This window comes from Streptomyces sp. NPDC018263 (genome assembly GCF_055562575.1).
The window spans coordinates 246994-264766 of record NZ_JBVHFA010000006.1 but is presented as its reverse complement, the minus strand read 5'-3'; the positions used below and the strand labels follow the sequence as shown (position 1 = coordinate 264766).

The window sequence follows — 17773 nt, the reverse complement described above, 5'->3', positions numbered from 1 at the left end:
GCCCGGCACCCAGAGGTGACGGCGCCGTACCGCCACGGCGCCGTACGCATCCTTTCGGGCCGTGTCCCGTCCGGCAGCTCGCCACGCCGACGGGCCGGGAGCGGCCAGCCGGGCGGCCCCGCACGGATAACTCCGGCGGGGCCTTCGCCGTTCACCCACGCGGGGGCCACGGCCACCCGCAAGCCGTAACCGCGCTGGCGAGCACCCGGTGCGTGTGACTGGGTGTCAGTACAGGCGCTGTTCCAGGCGCGAGGGCAGGGCCGGGTGGAGGGAGGGGCCGGGATGGCTCCACAGTGGCGCAGGACCCGGCGAGGGCGGCTGTCCCTCCTCGCCGCGGCGATCACCGTCTCGGTCGTCCTGGCCGGCCCCGGCTTCGCGGCCGGACCGCACCGGACGGCACCCGCACCGGCCCCCGCGCCCACCGCGACCCCGGCACCCCCGCCCGTCAACCGGGGCCCCGACTTCGGGGCGTTCCTCGACTCCGGCCCCCTGGGGATCGCCCGGATGCCCGCCCTGAGCAACTGGCTGGGCGGCGCCGAGCTGAAGGTCGGGCACACCTATCTGCCCGGCGGACAGTGGCGGGACATCGAGGGCCCGCCCGGCTTCCTGGAGCCGTGGGCGCACTGGCGGCGCGACAAGGCCGACCGCACCTTCGTCCTCAATGTGCCGATGCAGGAGCGCAACGAGGAGCACCTCTCCGACGCCGAGGTACGTCTGCTGCTGAGGCAGGCCGCCGCCGGGCAGTTCGACCGGCACTTCCGCGTCCTCGCCGAGAAGCTGGTCAAGCTCGGCGTCCCGGACACCGTGCTGGTGCTCGGCTGGGAGATGAACGGCATCACCTACACCCACCGCTGCGGGCCCGACCCCGAGGCGTGGAAGGCGTACTGGAACCGGATCGTCGCCACCATGCGCGCGGTGCCGGGGCAGAGGTTCCGCTTCGACTTCACACCCAGCCGGGGCCGGGACGCCGTGCCGTGGACCGAGTGCTACCCCGGCGACGACACCGTCGACATCATCGGCATGGACTCCTACGACCAGCCGGCCGGGATGCCCTTCGACGAGCAGATCAGCGAGCCGTACGGCCTCCAGGCGCACGTCGACTTCGCCAAGGCGCACGGCAAGCCGGTCTCGTACCCGGAGTGGGGGATGTTCCGCAACGGCGACAACCCCGAGTACATGCGGCGGATGCTCGCCTGGATGGACGAACACCGGCCGCTCTACAACACCCTCACCGACTACTGCCCGCACGGCGTCTGGCAGTGCCCGGCCAACCCGGGCGCGGCGAAGGTGTACCGGACGACGCTGTACGGGCGCACGGGGCTGACCACGCCTACGCCGACCCCTACGGGCACCCCGACGCCGACGCCGACGCCGACGCCGACTCCCACCCCGACCCCTACCCCTACGGACCCGGTGACCCCGACCCCCGATCCCACCCCGACCCCCGCCCCCGCGTCAGGGACCAAAACCCCCGTCGACTGCTCGGAGTTGGCGATGGGGAACTGGGTGGAGTTCTGGCTCGGGGGCCGGGTCTGCCTCCGCTTCGACCGCCTGCCGGGCGCCCGCTAGCCCGGCCGGCGCTCGCCGAGGCGGGCCAGCGCCGCCTTGCCGTGCCGCCGGGCGGCGGCGTCGGACAGCGCGGCCGACAGCAGCGGTGCGGTACGGCGCCGGGCCAGCAGCAGCCGGGCGCTAGGCGCCGGGTCGGGGCGCCAGTGGTGCTTGTACGGTTCGTCGCCGCGCATCAGGCTCAGCGTGCCGTGGGAGCCCGCGGCGGTGTGCGCGGCACAGGCGTCCAGCAGCATCACGGCGACGTCCGCCTTGCGTTCGCGCAGCGAGGGATGGGCGCCGTAGAGGTAGCCGCCCGCGAGGCTCGGAGAGAGCAGCGTGAGGTCGACGGCGACGACCTCCTCGCCGATGCGGAACTCGGTGACGACCGCGTCCCCGGAGCGCACCATCGGCTCCACCGCGCGCACCAGGTGCTCCTGGAAGCGGGGCCGCAGATGCTCGGGCGTCACCTTCCGGCCCTGCCACTGCAGCCGGTGCAGCTCCAGCAGCCGGACCACCGCCGCCTCCGCCTCACCGGGACCGGCCGTGCGCCGGGCCACCCCGAGCGCGGCCAGCTTGCGCAGCTTGGCCCGCACCCGCTGGGCCTTGCTCGACGGCAGCCGGGTGAGCAGCTCGGCCATCGGCACCGGGGGCAGCTCCAGGCACAGGGAGTCCGGCACCCGTCGGCGCGGGCCGGGCCAGCGGTCGTGGACGCGCTCCGCCGCGCCCCCGGCGCGTACCTCGCGCAGGTCGATCAGCGCGGTGCGGGCGGCCGTCCACAGGGCGTCGGTGAGGGCGGTGAGGGCGCGGCCGTCGTCGGCGTCGTCGAGCAGCACGTCGCCGTAGTCGGAGACCGTGCCGCCCAGCGGGACCAGGGCGGGGAAGGGGTGCCGGACGAGGGTGAGCGGGGCGGCGGCGAGCAGGTCGCGGCCCGAGCGGACCAGGAGGACGCGGAGCCTTCCGGGCCTGCCGTACGACTGCCACCAGGAGTGCAGCCAGGCGTGGCTCTGGAACGGGGTCGCGGTGGCGCAGCGCCGGTGCAGCCGGCCCCAGGCGGGGGCGAGGGCGGCGAACGCCATGTCGTCGGTGAGGAGTTGGGTGGTGAGCGCGGGACGCGCGAGGGTTGCGGGGCGCGCCGCGTACGTCGCCGTCACAGCCGGCTGTGGACGTCGGCGGCGAAGGCCGGGCCGGGCAGCGGGGCCGGGAGCGCGGTCTCCGGTTCCTCGCGGCGGCCCGGCCGGACCAGCAGCGCGAGCCCGCCGAGCAGTCCCCCCGCGCCCGCGCCGACCAGCGTGGTCACCCCGGCGGACGCCGAGGACGGCTCGGTCGGCCGGACGGCGCGGGAGAACTGGAGCAGCTCGACGTGGGTGGCCTTCTTGCTCGCGTCGGCCTGCTCGGTGAGCGCGGCGGCGACCGCGTTGGCCATGACCGCGGCCCGCGCCGGCTGCCCGGAGGTGGCGGAGACGGCGACCATCGGGGCGTCCGGCGAGGTCGCCGTGCGCACACTCTTCGCCAGGGTGCTCACCGGCACCCCGGCCCGCGCCTGCGCCTTGGCGAGCACGGCGGGCTGGGTGGCGACCCTGCCGTACGCCTGGGCGAAGCCGAGCGCGGTGGAGGTGTCCGAGCGGTCGGCCGGGACGGCGATGACATAGCTGGTCGCGGTGTAGTCGGGGGCCCTGAGCAGGCCGTACCCGCCGCCGATCAGCCCGCCCGCGACGACCCCGGCGGCCACCAGCGACCAGGGCGGCAGGGAACGGGAGCCCGGCAGACGGCCGGTACGACGGCGCCGGGTGGGATTCTCGGTCATGAGGGGCTGCCTCCGTGAGGGTGTCGGGGCGAGGGGACGGTACGGGTGAGCGCCGCCGCGTAGACGTCCATCAGCCGGGCGGCGCTGCGGGTGATGCAGTAGTGGCGGGCCGCCTCGGGAACGGTGCGCGGGCTCGGCCCGGCGGCCCGGACCTCTGCGAGGGCGGCGGCGTACGCGTCGGCGCCGCCGCGTACCCGCACGGCGTCGGGGGCGGCTTCTGGCGGCAGGTCCTCCACGGCCGGGCAGGAGGCGTAGCGCACCGGGAGGCCGGCCGCGAGTGCCTCCACGACGGCCAGGCCGAACGCCTCCTCCGGGGAGGGGGCGGCGAGCACGTCCATGGCGGAGGTCAGCGCGGGCAGGTCGGGACCGGGCGAGCCGTCGGCGAGACCGGGGACCTCACCGGTGAACCGCACCCGGTCGGCCACTCCGGCCGCGACGGCGGTACGGCGGAGAGCGCCTTCCTCGGGGCCGCCGCCCACCAGCAACAGGTGGCAGTCGGGCGGTAGTTGAGCGAGGGCCTCGATCAGGATGCCGAACCGTTTGCCGGGCGCCAGCCGTCCGACGCCGCCGATCACGAACGCGCCCTCAGGCATGCCCAGTCGGGCCCGGACGCGCGCCCGCCGTGCCGGGTCGAAGCGGAACGGCTCCAGGTCGATGCCGTTGGGGACCACCGCGATACGCGGTTCCGGCACGCCCCAGCGGGTCAGGCGGGCGGCGACCGTGGGGGAGACGGCGACCGTCGACCGGCCCAGACGTTCCCCGGCCAGATACAGCGCGCGCACACCGGAGTTGAGCGGTCGCCCCTCCATCTGGGAGTCACCGAGGGAGTGTTCGGTGGCCACCACCGCGCGTACTCCCGCGAGCCGAGCCGCCAACCGGCCGTAGACACAGGCCCGGTAGAGATGCGTGTGCACCAAGTCGTAGCGGCCGCGCCGGATCAGCCGGGCCAGCCGGGGCAGTGCGGCCAGGTCCCGGTTGCCGCCCATGGCGAGGTCGGCCACCCGCACCCCGTCGGCCCGCAGCCCGGCGGCCACCGGGCCGGGGTTGGTCAGCGTGACCACGTCGCACTCGACGGGCAAGTGCCGCAGCAGCAGCCGTAGTTGCTGCTCCGCGCCCCCGACACCGAGACCGGTGATGACATGCAGCGCCCGCATCACAGCCCCGCCACGGGTCGGCGGCGCAGCCGGTGCAGCCGGTACTTCAGGAACAGCCGCAGGGCGTTGTCGTTCTGCCCGACATGGACGCGGGGCAGCGCGTGCGGGCCGCTCAGCCCGCCGGGGTCGATGGCGCAGGCGTAGCGGTAACCGGCCGCCCGTACGGCCTCGGCCACGCGTGCGTCCACCGTGCCGTACGGGTAGCAGAAGCCCTCGACCGGGGCGCCGGTCAGCTCGGTCAGCAGGGCACGGCTCTCGCTGACTTCGGCGTGCAGGGTGGCGTCGTCGGCGTGCGTGAGGTCGACATGGGTCAGGCCGTGGGAGCCGATCTCCACCCCGGCCCGGTGGGCCTCGCGCACGGCGTCGGCGGCCAGCAGGGGCTTGCGCGGGCCGAGCGGGTCCCAGGCGTTCTCACCGCCGAGCCGGCCGGGCAGCACGAACAGGGTGGCCGTGCACTCCCAGCGGGTCAGCAGCGCCAGCGCGTCGGTGACGAAGTCGGCGTACCCGTCGTCGAAGGTGAGCCCGACCAGACCGCGTCCGGCGCCCCGCGCGCGGGCGGCCAGCAGCTCACCCACCGACACCCCCCGCAGCCCCCGCCCGCGCAGCCAGCGCAACTGGCGCTCCAGCCGGGCCGGGGTGACGGTGACGCGGTACGGGTCGTCGGAGCAGTCGCCGACCGAGTGGTACATGGCGATCCACGGGACGGGACCGCCTCCGCCCGGCCGGGGGGAGCCGGTGCGGAGGACGGACGCGGACTCAACGGAAGACGGCATGAGCGAGCCTTCGGGTGTGGGTGCGTACGGAACGGAGGGCGGGTGCGAAGCCCTGGGCGCCCAGGGCCCAGCCGAGCAGGACGAAGACGGTGATCACGGTGAGGCACCCGGAGGCGAGCCCCGCGAGCGCTCCGACGGGCAGGGTCGCGGCCCAGGCCCCGGCGAGCGCGGCCCCGAGCGCGGCCCCGGCCGGGCGGCTCAGCTCGCGCAGCACGTGCCGGGTCCGGATCGGCACCCCGCGCCGCCTGCCGTGCCGGGGGCCGCGCATCCCGGCGAGCAGCAGGGCGGCGGTGAGGGTGATGCCGGTGGCGTTGGCGGCGGCGATGCCGGTCACACCCCAGGTGCTGACGGTGGCCGCGCCGATGACACAGGTGGCGAGCACACCGGCGGACATCGCGCCGAGCGGGTACCAGGTGGGGCGGCCCGCCGAGAAGTAGGAGCGGACCAGGACACCGGTGAGGGTCTGGCCCAGCAGGCCGACGGCGTACACGCGCATCACGCCCGCCGTCGCCGCCGTGTCCCCGGCGGTGAACGCGCCACGCTGGAAAAGGAGTTGGACGATCTGCGGCGCGCAGGCCACGACCGCCGCCGTACCGAGCAGCACCAGTCCGGAGGCGACCGCGAGGTCCCGCTCCACCCGGACCCGGGCGCGCTCGGTGTCGCCCTCGGCGAGCGCCCGCGCGACCACCGGGAAGGTGATCGTGCACAGCATCATCGACATCGTCATGGGGATCTGCGCGATCTTCTGGGCGTAGTTCAGGTGCGAGATGGCCCCGGAGGGCAGGCTGGAGGCGAGGAACCGTTCGATCAGCACCTGCGACTGGCGGCACAGCGCGAACAGCAGCACGGTCGCCATCAGCGGCAGGTTCACCGAGTGCGGCTTGGCCGAGGGGAGTTCCGGTGCCGGCTCCGAGGTCTGCCGGCTGCGTAACCTGCCGATCAGGAAGGGCAGTTGGGTGAGGACCATCAGTACCCCGCCCGCCGCGACCCCGAACGCCGCCGACCGCACCCCCCAGGTCCCGCCGAGCGCGAACATCGCCGTGACGATGCCCGTGTTGTACGCGACGTAGATCGCGGCCGGGGCCAGGAAGCGGCGGTGGGCGCGCAGAGCCGCGCTGAAGTACCCGGCGAGCCCGAAGGTGAGCACACAGGTCGCGGTGAGCCGGGTGCAGTCCACGGCGAGCGCCGGGTCGGGCAGGCCGGGCGCGAGCACCCGCACGAGCTGCGGCGCACCGAGCGCGAGCACCGCCCCCACCACCGTGAAGGCCAGCGCCAGCCGGGGCAGCGTGCCCTTGACCAGGGCCCGTACGGGATCTCCCGGAGCACCCTGCGCGCGGCGGGCCAGCGCCATGCTGAACGCCGGGATCAGCGCGAAGGCCAGCCCGTCCTCGATCAGCAGGGTGGCCGCGAACTCGGGCACCGTCCAGGCGACCAGGAACGCGTCCGTGTCCCGCCCGGCCCCGAACAGCCGGGCCAGCGACTGGTCCCGGACCAGCCCGAGCAGGGCTCCGGCGGCGGACAGGGAGGCGGTGAGCAGGGCGGCACGGGCGAGGAACCGCCGGGTCACCGGGGCGTGTTCGGGCTCGGTCGGCGGGATCTGCCGGGTCGTCGTCTCCGGTCCCGGAGCGGGCGTCAGCGTCATCGCGCACCCTCCGCTTCCGCGCCCACCAGCGCCCACCACGCCACCAGGCCCAGGCACACGGCCGTCAGCACGGTGGAGGGGCCGCCGATGTCGGCGTACACGAAGTCCACGAGCTGCCAGAGCAGCAGGCCGCAGCCGATCAGCGCGCAGTCCAGGCCCCGGCCCGTGCGGTGGGCGGTCCGCAGGCCGCGCAGGCCGAGCGCCAGCATCGCCAGCCAGCCGCCGGCCAGGCACAGCAGCCCGATCAGGCCCTGTTCGGCGAGGACCAGCAGGTACATGTTGTGCGGGGAGAGCAGCGGCTGCCTGCGGAAGCCGGCGCCCGCGCCCTCGGTGTCACTGCCCGAGGACAGCGCGAGCGAGGCGTGGCCGTCGCGGTACTCCGGGAAGCCCTTCAACCCCACGCCGGTGAGCGGGTGTTCGCGCCACATGCCGGTGGCCGCCGCCCACATGGTGTACCGGTCGGTCACCGACTGGTCGGGGGCGTCGGCGACCTTGGTGATGCTGTCGATCCGCTCCTGGAGCATCGCCGTACCCACCCCGAGACCGCCCACCAGGACCACTCCGGCCGCGACCACCGCGGCGCCCACCTTCAGCGCCCGGCGGACCCCGGCCAGCAGCAGTTGCGCGGTGAGGGTGACGGCGGTGGCGATCCACGCGCCCCGGCTGAAGGAGAGCGCCAGCGGCACCAGCAGTGCCAGCGCGCACCCGGCCGCGACCGCCCGCTCCCGCACCGGCCGCTTCCCCAGCGCCAGCCCCACCGCGCACAGCAGCCCGAAGGCCACCACGGTGGCCATTCCCATCACGTCGTACGGCCCGAAGGTGCCGACCGCGCGGATCATCCGGCCCTGGTACGAGGCACCGGTCCCGGTGACGTACTGCTTCACGCCGACCGTGCCCTGCCAGAGCGCCAGTCCCACCAGCGCCCAGGCCAGCAGGCGGAAGTCCCGGCGGTCGCGGATCAGGAGGAGCACGGCGGCCGGGACGAGGACGAAGACCTGGAGGTAGCGGCCGAGTCCGGCGATCCCGGCGGCCGGGGAGGCGGCGCCCATCGCGGCGAGCGCCGCCCCGGCCACCGGCAGCCCCAGCACCAGCGCGGCCCTGGCGGACAGCGGGCGGGCCCGCTCCCGCAGCAGCCGCACCAGGCAGGCGCCGACGACCAGCGCGGAGGCCGCGTCGGCCGGGCCCGCGCCGCCCCCCTCGCTGGAGGAGAGGGGCAGCGCGAGCAGGACGAGCACGGCGAGCACCGGCAGCACCGGGGACCAGTGCCGGGGGCGGCCGAGCGGCAGCGCGAGGCTCATCCGTCAGCTCCCGGTGGACCGCACGACGGCGGCGGCCGTGCGCAGCAGGATGCAGACGTCCTGCCACAGCGACCAGTTGTCGATGTAGGCGTTGTCGTAGCGCGCCCGGTCCTCGATCGAGGTGTCCCCGCGCAACCCGCTGACCTGAGCGAGCCCGGTGATGCCCACCCGCATCCGGTGCCGGGCCGCGTAACCGGGGTAGCACTGGCTGAACTGCGTGACGAAGTACGGGCGTTCGGGGCGGGGGCCGACCAGGCTCATGTCGCCCCGGAAGACGTTCCAGAGCTGGAGCAGCTCGTCCAGCGAGGTCCGGCGCAGGAACCGGCAGAACGGGTTCATCCGCCGCTCGTCCGCCACGCTCCACCGGGTCGCCGACTCCCGCTCGTCCACCGGGCGGTACGTGCGGAACTTCAGCAGGGTGAAGGGGCGCCCGTCCTTGCCGATGCGCTCCTGCCGGAACACCACGCCCGGACCCTGGGTGAGCCGCAGCACCAGCGCGCAGGCCAGCAGCAGCGGCGCGGCCGGCACCAGCAGGGCGCCCGACACCACCAGGTCCAGCAGCCGCTTGCCCGCACTGCCGCGCCGCCGGGCACCGAGGTCGAGCCGCCGTACCGAGAACCCGGCGAGCTGCTCCCGCATCTCGTACGCCGGGCAGTCCGCGTCCACCTCCCACACCGCGCAGCCCGACTCAGCGAGCGCCCGCAGCAGCGGGCCCTTCTCGGTGCGTACGGCGGGGTCGACGGTGAGGACGGTGCCGACGCCGTTCTGGATGAGCGCCCGCTCGACCTGTTCGCCGCAGGTCAGCACGGGGAGCCCGGCGCTGCCGTCCGGGTGGTCGGTGACCACGCCGACGGGGCGTACCCCGCAGTCCGGCTGCCGCAGCAGCGCGGCGGCGACCCGCTGGGCGGTCGCGGCGGGGCCGATCACCAGCGCGGTGCTCGGCTGCCGCAGCCGCAGCACCCGGCGCCGCCGGTGCACGGCCGCCCGGCCGGCACAGGCGACCACCGAGTGCGCGGACCAGCCGACGGCCAGCGCGGACAGGGTGAGGGCGCGGCCGGGTTCCAGGGCGGCGGTCAGCGCGCCGAGCGCCAGCCAGACCACGGCGATCCGGCCGCAGACGGAGGGGAGTTCGTCGAGCACACCGGTCACGGACCGCACCGGGCGCGGCCGCAGCAGCAGGGCTCCGGCGACCAGCGCCGCCACGACGAGCGGCCCGCGTACGGCCGCGTCCAGGACGACCGCGCCGGCCGTCGCGGCGGCGAGGTCGGCGGTGAGCAGGGGCAGCGGGGAGACGGAGGGGGAGTGCGGGCGCCGGGCGGGGAACCGGAAGCCCTGCGCGGGCCGTACGGCGTACCCGGACTCCCTGCCGGAGGCGCTGGGCGAGGGGACGATGCTTTCCGCGGTCACGGGTGGGTCGACTCCCTGCGCTCGGTGGACACGGCCGGCAGGGTGCCCAGGAGGCCGCGGTAGAGATCCGCGATCCGCTCGGCGGTCAGCCGTACGTCGTGCGTGGTCAGGACGTGCCGGCGGCCCTGGGCGCCGAGGTCCGCGCGCAGCGGCCCGTCGGACAGCAGCCCGGTCACGGCGGCGGCCAGGGCGCCGGGGTCCTCCGGCGGCACCAGGCAGCGCCCGGCGAGCGCGGGCGGCAGGCTCTCGCGAGCGCCGTCCACGTCGCTGAGCACCACCGGCCGGGCGCAGGCCAGGGCCTCCAGCGGGGCCAGGGCCATGCCCTCCCAGCGCGAGGGCAGCACCACCAGATCGGCGGCCCGGTACCAGGGCAGTACGTCGGCGACCTCACCGGCGAACTGCACCCGAGGGCCCGCCAGTTGGCTCAGCCTCTCCCGGTCGGGTCCGTCGCCGACCAGCACCAGGCGGGCCTCCGGCAGCACGTCCAGCACCCGCTCCCACGCGGCCAGCAGCACGTCCTGGCCCTTCTGCGGGCACAGCCGTCCCACGCACACCACCAGCGGTCCGGCCCCGAGCCCCGGCAACCCGGCGCGGGCCGCGGGGGCGGGCGCGGGGGAGAACCGTTCGAGGTCGATGCCGTTGGGCACCACGGCGTACGAGGCGCGCACTCCGGCGCGTACGCCGGTTGTGCGCTCCGCCTCGCTGACGCACACCACCCGCTCGGCCCAGCGCGCGGCGAACCGCTCCCAGCGCAGGGCGAGCGCCGCGGTGATGCCACCGACGGCTTCGAAGGACCAGGCGTGCGGCTGGAAGACGGTCGGGACGCTGCCCCGCAGGGCGAGGCGGGCGGCCAGACCGGCCTTGGCGCTGTGCGCGTGCACCAGTGCGGGCCGTACCTCCCCGACGAGGCGGGCGAGCCGCCGTACCTCGCCGGGGAGCGCGGGACCCGGTGACCGGGTGGCCCGCCAGAGCCGCACCTCGGCGCCTATCTCCTGTGCCTCCGTGGCCAGTCGGCCGCCTGGGCAGGCGATCACGACGCGCACGCCGGCCGCGAGCTGGGCCCGCGCCAGGTCGAGCACGACCCGCGCGACTCCGCCGTCGACGGGCTGCGCGATGTGCAGCACCCGTTCTCGGGCGTCGGAAACTGGCTGGTGCATGGGCGGAATACCTCGCTCACAGGGGCGCTCTGGTCTGGTCGGGACCGCGCCTCGCTGCCGGGCGTCCTCCGCGGTGAAGAGCACACCGGCCCTCGCCGCGTCCCGGTGGGGAACGAGCAGGTGGCCCGGCGGGTCACCGCCACGCCCGCGCGGCGCGCCCGAGATCGGCCACCCTCGGGCCCGCGTCCGGACGGGACGGCGTAGCCGGCCTGGCGCCGGACCCGTACGCGCCTCCAGGCGCCCGTCGTGCGCTCCGGTACGACGTCCGGTGGACCCGCGCCCGGCCACTTACGTGCGCCCGGCGTACGACGGCGCGGCACGCTGCCTCCCTGAAGCGTGAGCCGGTGCCCGCCACACACGGCGTCCGGACCTGGTACGGAGGAGAGGGCCGCGACTCTAGTGAGCGCGGGGGCCCCAGCGGCGGAACGACGCGAGCGGGCGGCACGAGCGGCCGCGGTTCTCGCGGAGATCACCCCTTTGGCGGCACAACCCCTCGCCGCGGCTCGCGTTGACACTGCGTCGGGCAGCCCGCCCGGATGTTTGTCTCGATTTTCAAGGAGTACCTCTCCATGTCGCGTATCGCGAAGGGTCTGGTCCTGACCTCCGCCGCCGTGGCGGCCGTCGCCGGCGGTGCCGGTATCGCCGCCGCCGACTCCGGCGCGCAGGCCGTCGCCGCGAACTCGCCGGGCGTCCTCTCGGGCAACGTCGTCCAGATCCCGGTCCACGTGCCGATCAACGTCTGCGGCAACACCATCGACGTCATCGGCCTGCTGAACCCGGCCTTCGGCAACACCTGCGTCAACGACTGAGGTCGTCCGACGCACACCTCGGCCCGGCCGTCCGCACGCGCGCTTCGCGTGAGCGGACGGCCCGGCCGCTGTCGTACAGGGGCGCCCTCTTGCATCGGAGGGAATCTCATATGTCTTGTGCACACAGGGTTTCCGCCCCGGCCGTGACTCGTTGGGCATGGCGTCGGAAAACCCCGGGGCGACGCGAGTTGCCGAGGAGAGGAACATGATGAAGTCCCTGAAGGCCGCAGCCGTCCTGGCCGGTTCCATCGCCCTCACCGGCGTCGCCGCGCCCGCGTTCGCCTACTCCGGCGACCTGACGCCCAGCAGCCTGAACGGCGCGGTGGACCAGATCGCCAAGGGCGGTCTGAAGGTGCGTGACGTGATGCCGCTCCAGCACCAGTCGGACGCGCTGAACACCGAGAACAAGGACTCCGTCCTCAGCACGGTCAAGGGCGCCACCACCGCGCTGAACACGCACAACCCGCTGCTCGGCGGGCTGCCGCTGCAGAGCTGAGCCGCCTGTGGAGGGAGGGCCGGACCGCGCCGCGCGGACCGGCCCTCCCTTTCGTGCTTCTCGGGCGCGGTGCCCCTTCGCGTTCGAGGCCGCGTCCCCGTTTCGAGGGCGCTTCCCCCGATCGTGTGGAGCACCTCCCGGCCGTCCCCCGGACGAGTGAGCGGCCCCCCGGTCGGCCCGCCGGCCGTGGATAGGGTCGCGCGGTGACCTCAACCACAAGCGAAGCCTTCCGCGCCGCCGAGCTCGGCACTCTCGTCGTCCTGGCCTGGAGCGGCGAGGCTCCCGACGGCGGCGACATGCCCTATCTGCTGGCGTACTCCCTCGGGGACGCCGAGGGCGGACCGCGCGCCACCTCGGCCGCCGTCACCCAGCTCCTGGAGATGAACGGCCTGACCATCGGCACCGTCATCGACGGCGCCACCCGGCCGAGTCTCCCCGTCACCCTGCTCGTCGAGGCCGGCCAGGCCGTCGTCCGGATGCCCCAGCTCGTCGCCCAGGCCGACGCCCCGCCGGAGTGGCTGGACGCCGTGGCCCGGCGCGGCCACGCCTACCTCGTCTTCACCACCCGCGCCTGGCCCGAGGGCCGCCCCGGTGTGGCCGTCGACCCCGCCGCGCTGGCCGCCTTCGCCGGTGCCGACGAGACCCTGATGACCGCCGCCCACGTCATGCTCCCGGCGCGCAGCCTGCGCTGACCCCTTCGCCGCCTACCCGGATGGCCGCTGTGCGGTGACTGAGGGCGCCCTCGCGCGGTTACCGCTGTCGACAAGCCGAACAGTGGACGAGGGAGTGAGCGATGGTCGTCGATGCCGGTGCTGTGGCCGTGGGGACCGAACGGCAGGTCAGAGAAGGCGGATTGTCACGGCGGGAGGTGACCCGCGGGCTGCTGGCCTCGGTGGCCGCTCTGGGGCTGGCCCCCGTGGTCGCCGCCTCCCGTCCGCTGCCCCCGGCCGGGGACCCGGCGGACCGGGCCTTCGACGAGACCTACCGCGGGCACCGCATCCAGGGCTTCCTGGTCCCGGCCGCCGCGCGCCGGGCGGACGAGGGCGAGTGGCAGATCACCGTCGACGGACGCCCGCTGCACCTGATGCGCCGCGCCGACGGCACGTGGATGAGCATGGTCGACCACTACACCTCGTACGCCACCCCGCTTCAGGCGGCCCGTGCCGCCGTGGACGAGATCGGTCCCGGCCAGAAGCTGCGCGAGACGGCCCCCGGGCCGGTCGGCGGCGAGCACGCGGACCACGGGACGGGGGGCATGCATGGCGTACGTGCGTAAGAACGCCGCAGCCCTCACCGCGAGCGAGAAGCGGCGCTTCGTCAACGCCCTGCTGGAGGTCAAACGGCGCGGCGAGTACGACGCGTTCGTCCGGACGCACATCGACTACTACACGGCGGACGGCGAGAAGGGCCTGCGCGCCGCCCACATGGCCCCGTCCTTCCTGCCCTGGCACCGGCGCTTCCTGCTGGAGCTGGAGCGGGCGCTGCGCCGGGTGGACTCCTCGGTGACCGTGCCGTACTGGGACTGGACCCGCGACCGGGGCACGACGTCGGTGCCCTGGACCAAGGACCTCCTCGGCGGCAACGGCCGCAAGAGCGACCGGCAGGTGACCACCGGGCCGTTCGCGTATGCGGCCGGGCACTGGACCATCAAGGAGGGCATCACCGACGGCAAGTACCTCACCCGCGACCTGGGCCGCGCCGCCTCGCCCATCCAGCTCCCGACCAAGAGCGAGCTGCAGTGGGCGCTGGACGACCCGGCGTACGACGTCTCCCCGTGGGACTCGACCGTGCGGCGGGGCTTCCGCAACAAGCTGGAGGGGTGGGGGACGGGGAGCGGCAGCGCGTCCTGGCACAACCACAACCGGGTGCACCGGTGGGTCGGCGGCGTGATGCTCGGCGGGGCGTCGGTCAACGACCCGGTGTTCTGGCTGCACCACGCCTTCCTGGACTACCAGTGGTACCGCTGGCAGCAGGCGCACAAGACCCACCGCTACCTGCCCGCGACCCAGCCGGCGCCCGGTGACAAGCAGCGCGGGCGGGTCGTCGCGCGGCTGGACAAGATGCCGCCGTGGAACGTCACGCCGGACTCGCTGGAGAATGTGAGCGGGATCTACCGGTACGCCTGAGGGCGTGTCTGGTGGGGACATGTCCTTGGGGCATGCGAAGAGCCCCGGCGCTCAGGGTGCCGGGGCTCTTCGCGGAGGTGGCGGGGCTCAGTTGCCGTAGCCGTAGCCCTCGGGGGTTTCCTGCACGGGCTCCGGCGTGCTGACGTTGGCGCAGGTGTTGCCGAAGGCCGGGTTCAGCAGGCCGATGACGTTGATGGTGTTCCCGCACAGGTTGACGGGGATGTGGACCGGGACCTGGACCACGTTGCCGGAGGCCACGCCGGGCGAGCCGACGGCCGCGGCCCCGGCGTCCGCGTCGGCCAGCGCCAGACCGGCGCCACCGACCATCACGGCACCGGTGCCGAGGGCCACGACGGCTGCCTTCGCAATGCGAGACATCACGTTCTCCTTATGTCGCTTCATGTCGCTCGGGGGAGTGGGACGGCAGACATCGCCGCCGCACTTCCCGTACAACGGCGCGCGGGGGAGGGGGTCACGGGGGAAAGGTGGGGGATCACCCTTTTACGGGGGGTGAATCTGGGGTGGGGGGATTCGGGGGGATGTGTCCGTAGCGGGAGGTAGCCGTTCAGCCGGTGAAGGACTCGGGGCCGAAGCGGCCCCAGGCGATGAAGGCGGCGAGGGCGAGGTAGGCCAGGTTCAGCACCACGAACCCGAACTCGCGGCGCCGGCCGTGGGTGGCCATGGCCCCGAGCATCAACAGCAACCAGCAGGCGGCGGTCACCGGGACGAGGACGGGCACGCGGTCCAGGAGGGCGGGCAGTACGAGCCCGGCGGCGGCGAGGAGTTCGAGCACGCCGAGCGCCTTGACGCTCCGCTCGCCGACCCCCTCGGTCCACCCTCCCCCGTGCACGGCGGCCAGCTTCTCCTTGGGCACGAAGGTCTTGCTGACACCGCCTGCGAGAGCCACCACGGCCAGCGCCCAGGCGCTGATCCAGAGAGCGAGGTCCATCTGTGCCACTTCCTTACCGGTCGGCGTCCTTTCCGGAAGGGAGACGGGGCGGCGTCGCCCTTTGTGACATGGCCCGGCTCGGCGGAGAATCCCGCGGGGGAACCGCATGTGCCCGGCCCGCCGTCCTGCCCTGTCGTGAACGGAAACGACTCCTGCCTGCCCTGGGCGGCCTCTGGCCTGTTCGGCGCCCTCATGGGCGGCGCCACCTGGTCGCTGACCGTCTGGGCGCGGGCGTACTGCGACGCGGGCTACGACGCCGGGGGCCGCTTCGAGCTCAACTTCCTGCTCCCGGTGATCGTGGCGGCCGGGGCGGCGGCAGGTCTCGCGTCGTGGGCGCTCGGCCGCCGCCTGGCAGGGGGCGTCCGGCTCCCGGCCCTGTCGGTGGCCGTCGTGACGATCGGCCTGGCCTGGTGGTTCTTCGCCGCTCGCGGAACCCTGGCCGACTACCCCGGCGACTCGGGCCTGTGCCCGGCAAGCAACATCCCGCCACAGTGGCCGAACTGGCTCCCGGCGTGAACGAGCCGGGGCGCGCTCACCGAAATAGCCCCGGAACAGGACAGGCCTCCAGCCCCGCCTCCGGCCGGTCGACCGGGACGGCCGGCCGAAACCACCCCCGACCAGCAAAAAGCCCTCCCGACGGGAGGGCCGAAGACGCGCCCCCGGCAGGACTCGAACCTGCGGCCAAGCGCTTAGAAGGCGCCTGCTCTATCCACTGAGCTACGGGGGCCTGGTGCGGGTCAAGGATAAAGCTCCCCGTTCCTTGACCCCGTCGCCGCGCCTCCGTGGCTCGATGTGGAGGTTCGGTGAAGCGGTCAAGATAATCGCAGGCGGGTACGAATCATGCATCGCTTTTGCGCCCAGACGCGCCGGGTGTTGTGCACTCGTTATGCCGGGAGGGGGCCCGCGTCCCAGTCATCCCTTCCGTCCGGTCCGTCCCTTCGGCGCGCAGGCATGTCCATATGCTTCAGAATTCCCCTAAAATTGGGCATTCTTCGCATGTGGTGACCTTGGACGTACGCCCTCAGCTACTCGACGCACTCGCTGCTCTGCGCGACCGTGTCGCCGCCGCACGCTATCCGCTCCCCCTGGCGGGAGCCCCGCGCGTGCGCGCCAACCGGGACGAACTGCTCGCCCAACTGGACGACTATCTCGTACCCCGACTGCGCTCGCCCGAGGCGCCCCTGCTGGCCGTCGTCGGCGGCTCGACCGGTACCGGGAAGTCGACCCTGGTGAACTCCCTGGTGGGGCGGCGGGTCACGGAGGCGGGCGTGCTCCGGCCGACCACCCGTACCCCCGTACTCGTCTGCCACCCGGAGGACCAGCACTGGTTCAGCGGCATGCGCGTCCTGCCCGACCTCACCCGCCGCTGGGTGCCGCACCCGGAGAAACCGGCCAAGGACAGCGACACGCCCGTCGACGACCACGCGCGCGTGCTCCGCGTCGAGACCGCCGAGACCCTCCCGCGCGGACTCGCCCTGCTCGACGCGCCGGACGTCGACTCGCTGATCGCCGACAACCGCGTACTCGCCGCACAGCTCATCTGCGCCGCCGACATCTGGATCATGGTCACGACGGCCGCCCGGTACGCCGACGCCGTCCCCTGGCACCTGCTGCGCACCGCCAAGGAGTACCGCGCCACCCTGATCACCGTCCTGGACCGCGTCCCGCACCAGGTCGTCGCCGAGGTCTCCCGCCAGTACGGCGCGCTGCTCACCAAGGCCGGCCTGGGCGAGGTGCCCCGGTTCACCGTGCCCGAGCTGCCCGAGTCCGCCTGGGGCGGCGGCCTGCTGCCCGCCTCCGCCGTCGCCTCGCTGCGCACCTGGCTCCACCACCACGCCCAGGACCCCGGCGCCCGCCGCAGCGCCCTCACGCGTACGGCGTACGGCCTGCTCGACTCGCTGGCCGCCCGGATGCCGGAGCTGGCGAGCGCCGCCGCCGCCCAGTACGCGGCCGCCCTCCGCCTCACCTCCGCCGTGGACGGCGCCTACGACAGCGAGCACGCGCGCGTGCGCGGCAGGCTCCAGTCCGGCACCGTCCTCGCCGGCGACGCCCTCAAGCGCTGGCGCGCCTTCCCGCTGGACTGCACCGCCGGCGAACTCCTCGACGCCCTCACCGAGAGCCTCGGCGCGCTGCTGCTGTGCGCAGTCACCGCGGCCGACGAGCGCGTCGACGAGTCCTGGCGCCGCGAACCCGCCGCCCGCGCCCCCGAACTCGCCGACCGCGACCCCTCCGCCGAGAGCACCGAGCACCGCATCGGCCTCGCCGTACGGCGCTGGCGGCGCGAGCTGGAGGAGTACGCCGAGGACGAGGTCCGCGAGCTGGAGCGCGGCCACGCCCCCGACGCCGAGACGGTCGCCGCGCTCGCCGCAGCGGTCGTCCTCGGGGGGCGCCGGGCGCGTACGGCGGGCGAGGGGCTGGCCGAGCGGGTCGGGGCGCACGGCGCGCTCCGGCTGCGCGACCGCGCCGGGCGCCTGCTCACCGAGCACGTCGACCGGGTCCTGCACGCCGAACGCGAGCGCCGTCTCGCCCCGATCGACGCCCTGGACGTCCACGCCGAGTCGCAGGCCGAACTCATCGCCGCGCTGTCCGTACTGCAGAAGGAGAGGTGAC

18 protein-coding genes and 1 tRNA gene are annotated in these 17773 nt (G+C 74.5%); 8 read left to right on the top strand and 11 right to left on the bottom strand.

Annotated features, from left to right (window positions below; genetic code table 11):
* Positions 1 to 282 precede the first annotated feature (282 nt).
* The gene (locus tag ACZ3HQ_RS19285) at positions 283 to 1569 is read left to right on the top strand and encodes a glycoside hydrolase family 26 protein (protein ID WP_467512418.1); all 1287 of its coding nucleotides are present in this window, start codon (positions 283 to 285) and stop codon (positions 1567 to 1569) included.
* Here the strand turns inward: ACZ3HQ_RS19285 and ACZ3HQ_RS19280 are convergent.
* Genes ACZ3HQ_RS19280 through ACZ3HQ_RS19245 form a run of 8 tightly spaced genes read right to left on the bottom strand, consistent with a single transcriptional unit; the run spans position 1566 to position 10783 of the window.
* Positions 1566 to 2699, bottom strand: coding sequence for a GNAT family N-acetyltransferase (locus ACZ3HQ_RS19280; protein ID WP_467512416.1), 1134 nt, complete (start codon positions 2697 to 2699; stop codon positions 1566 to 1568). The two genes, ACZ3HQ_RS19285 and ACZ3HQ_RS19280, sit on opposite strands and share 4 nt — an antisense overlap.
* Entirely contained in the window at positions 2696 to 3352 is a 657-nt protein-coding gene (locus ACZ3HQ_RS19275) for a YveK family protein (RefSeq protein WP_467512414.1), read from the bottom strand. Before ACZ3HQ_RS19275 ends, ACZ3HQ_RS19280 begins: the two co-directional genes overlap by 4 nt.
* A complete protein-coding gene (locus ACZ3HQ_RS19270) occupies positions 3349 to 4506 on the bottom strand; it encodes a glycosyltransferase (protein WP_467512412.1) in 1158 nt (385 codons plus the stop codon). The genes ACZ3HQ_RS19275 and ACZ3HQ_RS19270 overlap by 4 nt, the downstream gene beginning before the upstream one ends.
* Complete coding sequence (locus ACZ3HQ_RS19265; RefSeq protein WP_467512410.1) at positions 4506 to 5279, bottom strand: polysaccharide deacetylase family protein; 774 nt, start codon at positions 5277 to 5279, stop codon at positions 4506 to 4508. The genes ACZ3HQ_RS19270 and ACZ3HQ_RS19265 overlap by 1 nt, the downstream gene beginning before the upstream one ends.
* Positions 5263 to 6921 carry a murein biosynthesis integral membrane protein MurJ gene (gene murJ / locus ACZ3HQ_RS19260; RefSeq protein WP_467512408.1) on the bottom strand — a complete coding sequence of 553 codons (1659 nt, stop codon included), beginning with the start codon at positions 6919 to 6921 and terminating at the stop codon, positions 5263 to 5265. Before murJ ends, ACZ3HQ_RS19265 begins: the two co-directional genes overlap by 17 nt.
* On the bottom strand, positions 6918 to 8219 hold the full coding sequence (locus tag ACZ3HQ_RS19255) for an O-antigen ligase family protein (RefSeq protein WP_467512406.1): 1302 nt from the start codon (positions 8217 to 8219) through the stop codon (positions 6918 to 6920). The genes murJ and ACZ3HQ_RS19255 overlap by 4 nt, the downstream gene beginning before the upstream one ends.
* 3 nt (positions 8220 to 8222) lie before the next feature.
* Entirely contained in the window at positions 8223 to 9626 is a 1404-nt protein-coding gene (locus tag ACZ3HQ_RS19250; RefSeq protein ID WP_467512404.1) for an exopolysaccharide biosynthesis polyprenyl glycosylphosphotransferase, read from the bottom strand.
* Positions 9623 to 10783 (bottom strand): glycosyltransferase, encoded by a 1161-nt coding sequence (locus tag ACZ3HQ_RS19245; protein ID WP_467512402.1) that lies wholly within the window; start codon positions 10781 to 10783, stop codon positions 9623 to 9625. Before ACZ3HQ_RS19245 ends, ACZ3HQ_RS19250 begins: the two co-directional genes overlap by 4 nt.
* Before the next feature lie 569 nt (positions 10784 to 11352).
* Between ACZ3HQ_RS19245 and ACZ3HQ_RS19240 the strand changes: the two genes are divergently transcribed.
* From ACZ3HQ_RS19240 to ACZ3HQ_RS19220, 5 genes are all read left to right on the top strand, one after another.
* Positions 11353 to 11592: a chaplin gene (locus tag ACZ3HQ_RS19240; protein WP_467512400.1), complete on the top strand. Its 240-nt coding sequence runs from the start codon at positions 11353 to 11355 to the stop codon at positions 11590 to 11592.
* Between the two features lie 208 nt (positions 11593 to 11800).
* Positions 11801 to 12088, top strand: coding sequence for a hypothetical protein (locus tag ACZ3HQ_RS19235; protein WP_030814186.1), 288 nt, complete (start codon positions 11801 to 11803; stop codon positions 12086 to 12088).
* 203 nt (positions 12089 to 12291) lie between these two features.
* Entirely contained in the window at positions 12292 to 12780 is a 489-nt protein-coding gene (locus ACZ3HQ_RS19230) for a DUF5949 family protein (protein WP_467512398.1), read from the top strand.
* Positions 12781 to 12881: 101 nt separating this feature from the next.
* On the top strand, positions 12882 to 13364 hold the full coding sequence (locus ACZ3HQ_RS19225) for a tyrosinase family oxidase copper chaperone (protein ID WP_467512396.1): 483 nt from the start codon (positions 12882 to 12884) through the stop codon (positions 13362 to 13364).
* Positions 13348 to 14214: a tyrosinase family protein gene (locus ACZ3HQ_RS19220; protein ID WP_467512394.1), complete on the top strand. Its 867-nt coding sequence runs from the start codon at positions 13348 to 13350 to the stop codon at positions 14212 to 14214. Before ACZ3HQ_RS19225 ends, ACZ3HQ_RS19220 begins: the two co-directional genes overlap by 17 nt.
* 87 nt (positions 14215 to 14301) lie before the next feature.
* Here the strand turns inward: ACZ3HQ_RS19220 and ACZ3HQ_RS19215 are convergent, their stop codons facing one another.
* The gene (locus ACZ3HQ_RS19215) at positions 14302 to 14592 is read right to left on the bottom strand and encodes a chaplin (RefSeq protein WP_467512392.1); all 291 of its coding nucleotides are present in this window, start codon (positions 14590 to 14592) and stop codon (positions 14302 to 14304) included.
* 187 nt (positions 14593 to 14779) lie between these two features.
* A complete protein-coding gene (locus ACZ3HQ_RS19210) occupies positions 14780 to 15163 on the bottom strand; it encodes a DoxX family protein (protein WP_467512390.1) in 384 nt (127 codons plus the stop codon).
* Between the two features lie 135 nt (positions 15164 to 15298).
* Between ACZ3HQ_RS19210 and ACZ3HQ_RS19205 the strand changes: the two genes are divergently transcribed.
* Positions 15299 to 15679: a hypothetical protein gene (locus tag ACZ3HQ_RS19205; protein WP_467512388.1), complete on the top strand. Its 381-nt coding sequence runs from the start codon at positions 15299 to 15301 to the stop codon at positions 15677 to 15679.
* Positions 15680 to 15817: 138 nt separating this feature from the next.
* Here ACZ3HQ_RS19205 and ACZ3HQ_RS19200 read toward each other — a convergent pair.
* Positions 15818 to 15890, bottom strand: a tRNA-Arg gene (locus ACZ3HQ_RS19200).
* Positions 15891 to 16161: 271 nt separating this feature from the next.
* On the opposite strand from ACZ3HQ_RS19200, the gene ACZ3HQ_RS19195 reads away from it, so the two are divergent.
* Positions 16162 to 17772, top strand: coding sequence for a dynamin family protein (locus tag ACZ3HQ_RS19195; RefSeq protein ID WP_467512386.1), 1611 nt, complete (start codon positions 16162 to 16164; stop codon positions 17770 to 17772).
* Position 17773: the final 1 nt, after the last annotated feature.

Excerpts from the sequence above, each read along its gene's own strand:
- ACZ3HQ_RS19220 (WP_467512394.1), top strand. The coding sequence starts at position 13,348 with ATGGCGTACGTGCGTAAGAACGCCGCAGCCCTCACCGCGAGCGAGAAG.
- ACZ3HQ_RS19240 (WP_467512400.1), top strand. The coding sequence starts at position 11,353 with ATGTCGCGTATCGCGAAGGGTCTGGTCCTGACCTCCGCCGCCGTGGCG.
- ACZ3HQ_RS19210 (WP_467512390.1), bottom strand. The coding sequence starts at position 15,163 with ATGGACCTCGCTCTCTGGATCAGCGCCTGGGCGCTGGCCGTGGTGGCT.
- murJ (WP_467512408.1), bottom strand. The coding sequence starts at position 6,921 with ATGACGCTGACGCCCGCTCCGGGACCGGAGACGACGACCCGGCAGATC.
- ACZ3HQ_RS19235 (WP_030814186.1), top strand. The coding sequence starts at position 11,801 with ATGAAGTCCCTGAAGGCCGCAGCCGTCCTGGCCGGTTCCATCGCCCTC.
- ACZ3HQ_RS19215 (WP_467512392.1), bottom strand. The coding sequence starts at position 14,592 with ATGTCTCGCATTGCGAAGGCAGCCGTCGTGGCCCTCGGCACCGGTGCC.
- ACZ3HQ_RS19265 (WP_467512410.1), bottom strand. The coding sequence starts at position 5,279 with ATGCCGTCTTCCGTTGAGTCCGCGTCCGTCCTCCGCACCGGCTCCCCC.
- ACZ3HQ_RS19245 (WP_467512402.1), bottom strand. The coding sequence starts at position 10,783 with ATGCACCAGCCAGTTTCCGACGCCCGAGAACGGGTGCTGCACATCGCG.
- ACZ3HQ_RS19255 (WP_467512406.1), bottom strand. The coding sequence starts at position 8,219 with ATGAGCCTCGCGCTGCCGCTCGGCCGCCCCCGGCACTGGTCCCCGGTG.
- ACZ3HQ_RS19225 (WP_467512396.1), top strand. The coding sequence starts at position 12,882 with ATGGTCGTCGATGCCGGTGCTGTGGCCGTGGGGACCGAACGGCAGGTC.
- ACZ3HQ_RS19285 (WP_467512418.1), top strand. The coding sequence starts at position 283 with ATGGCTCCACAGTGGCGCAGGACCCGGCGAGGGCGGCTGTCCCTCCTC.
- ACZ3HQ_RS19270 (WP_467512412.1), bottom strand. The coding sequence starts at position 4,506 with ATGCGGGCGCTGCATGTCATCACCGGTCTCGGTGTCGGGGGCGCGGAG.
- ACZ3HQ_RS19275 (WP_467512414.1), bottom strand. The coding sequence starts at position 3,352 with ATGACCGAGAATCCCACCCGGCGCCGTCGTACCGGCCGTCTGCCGGGC.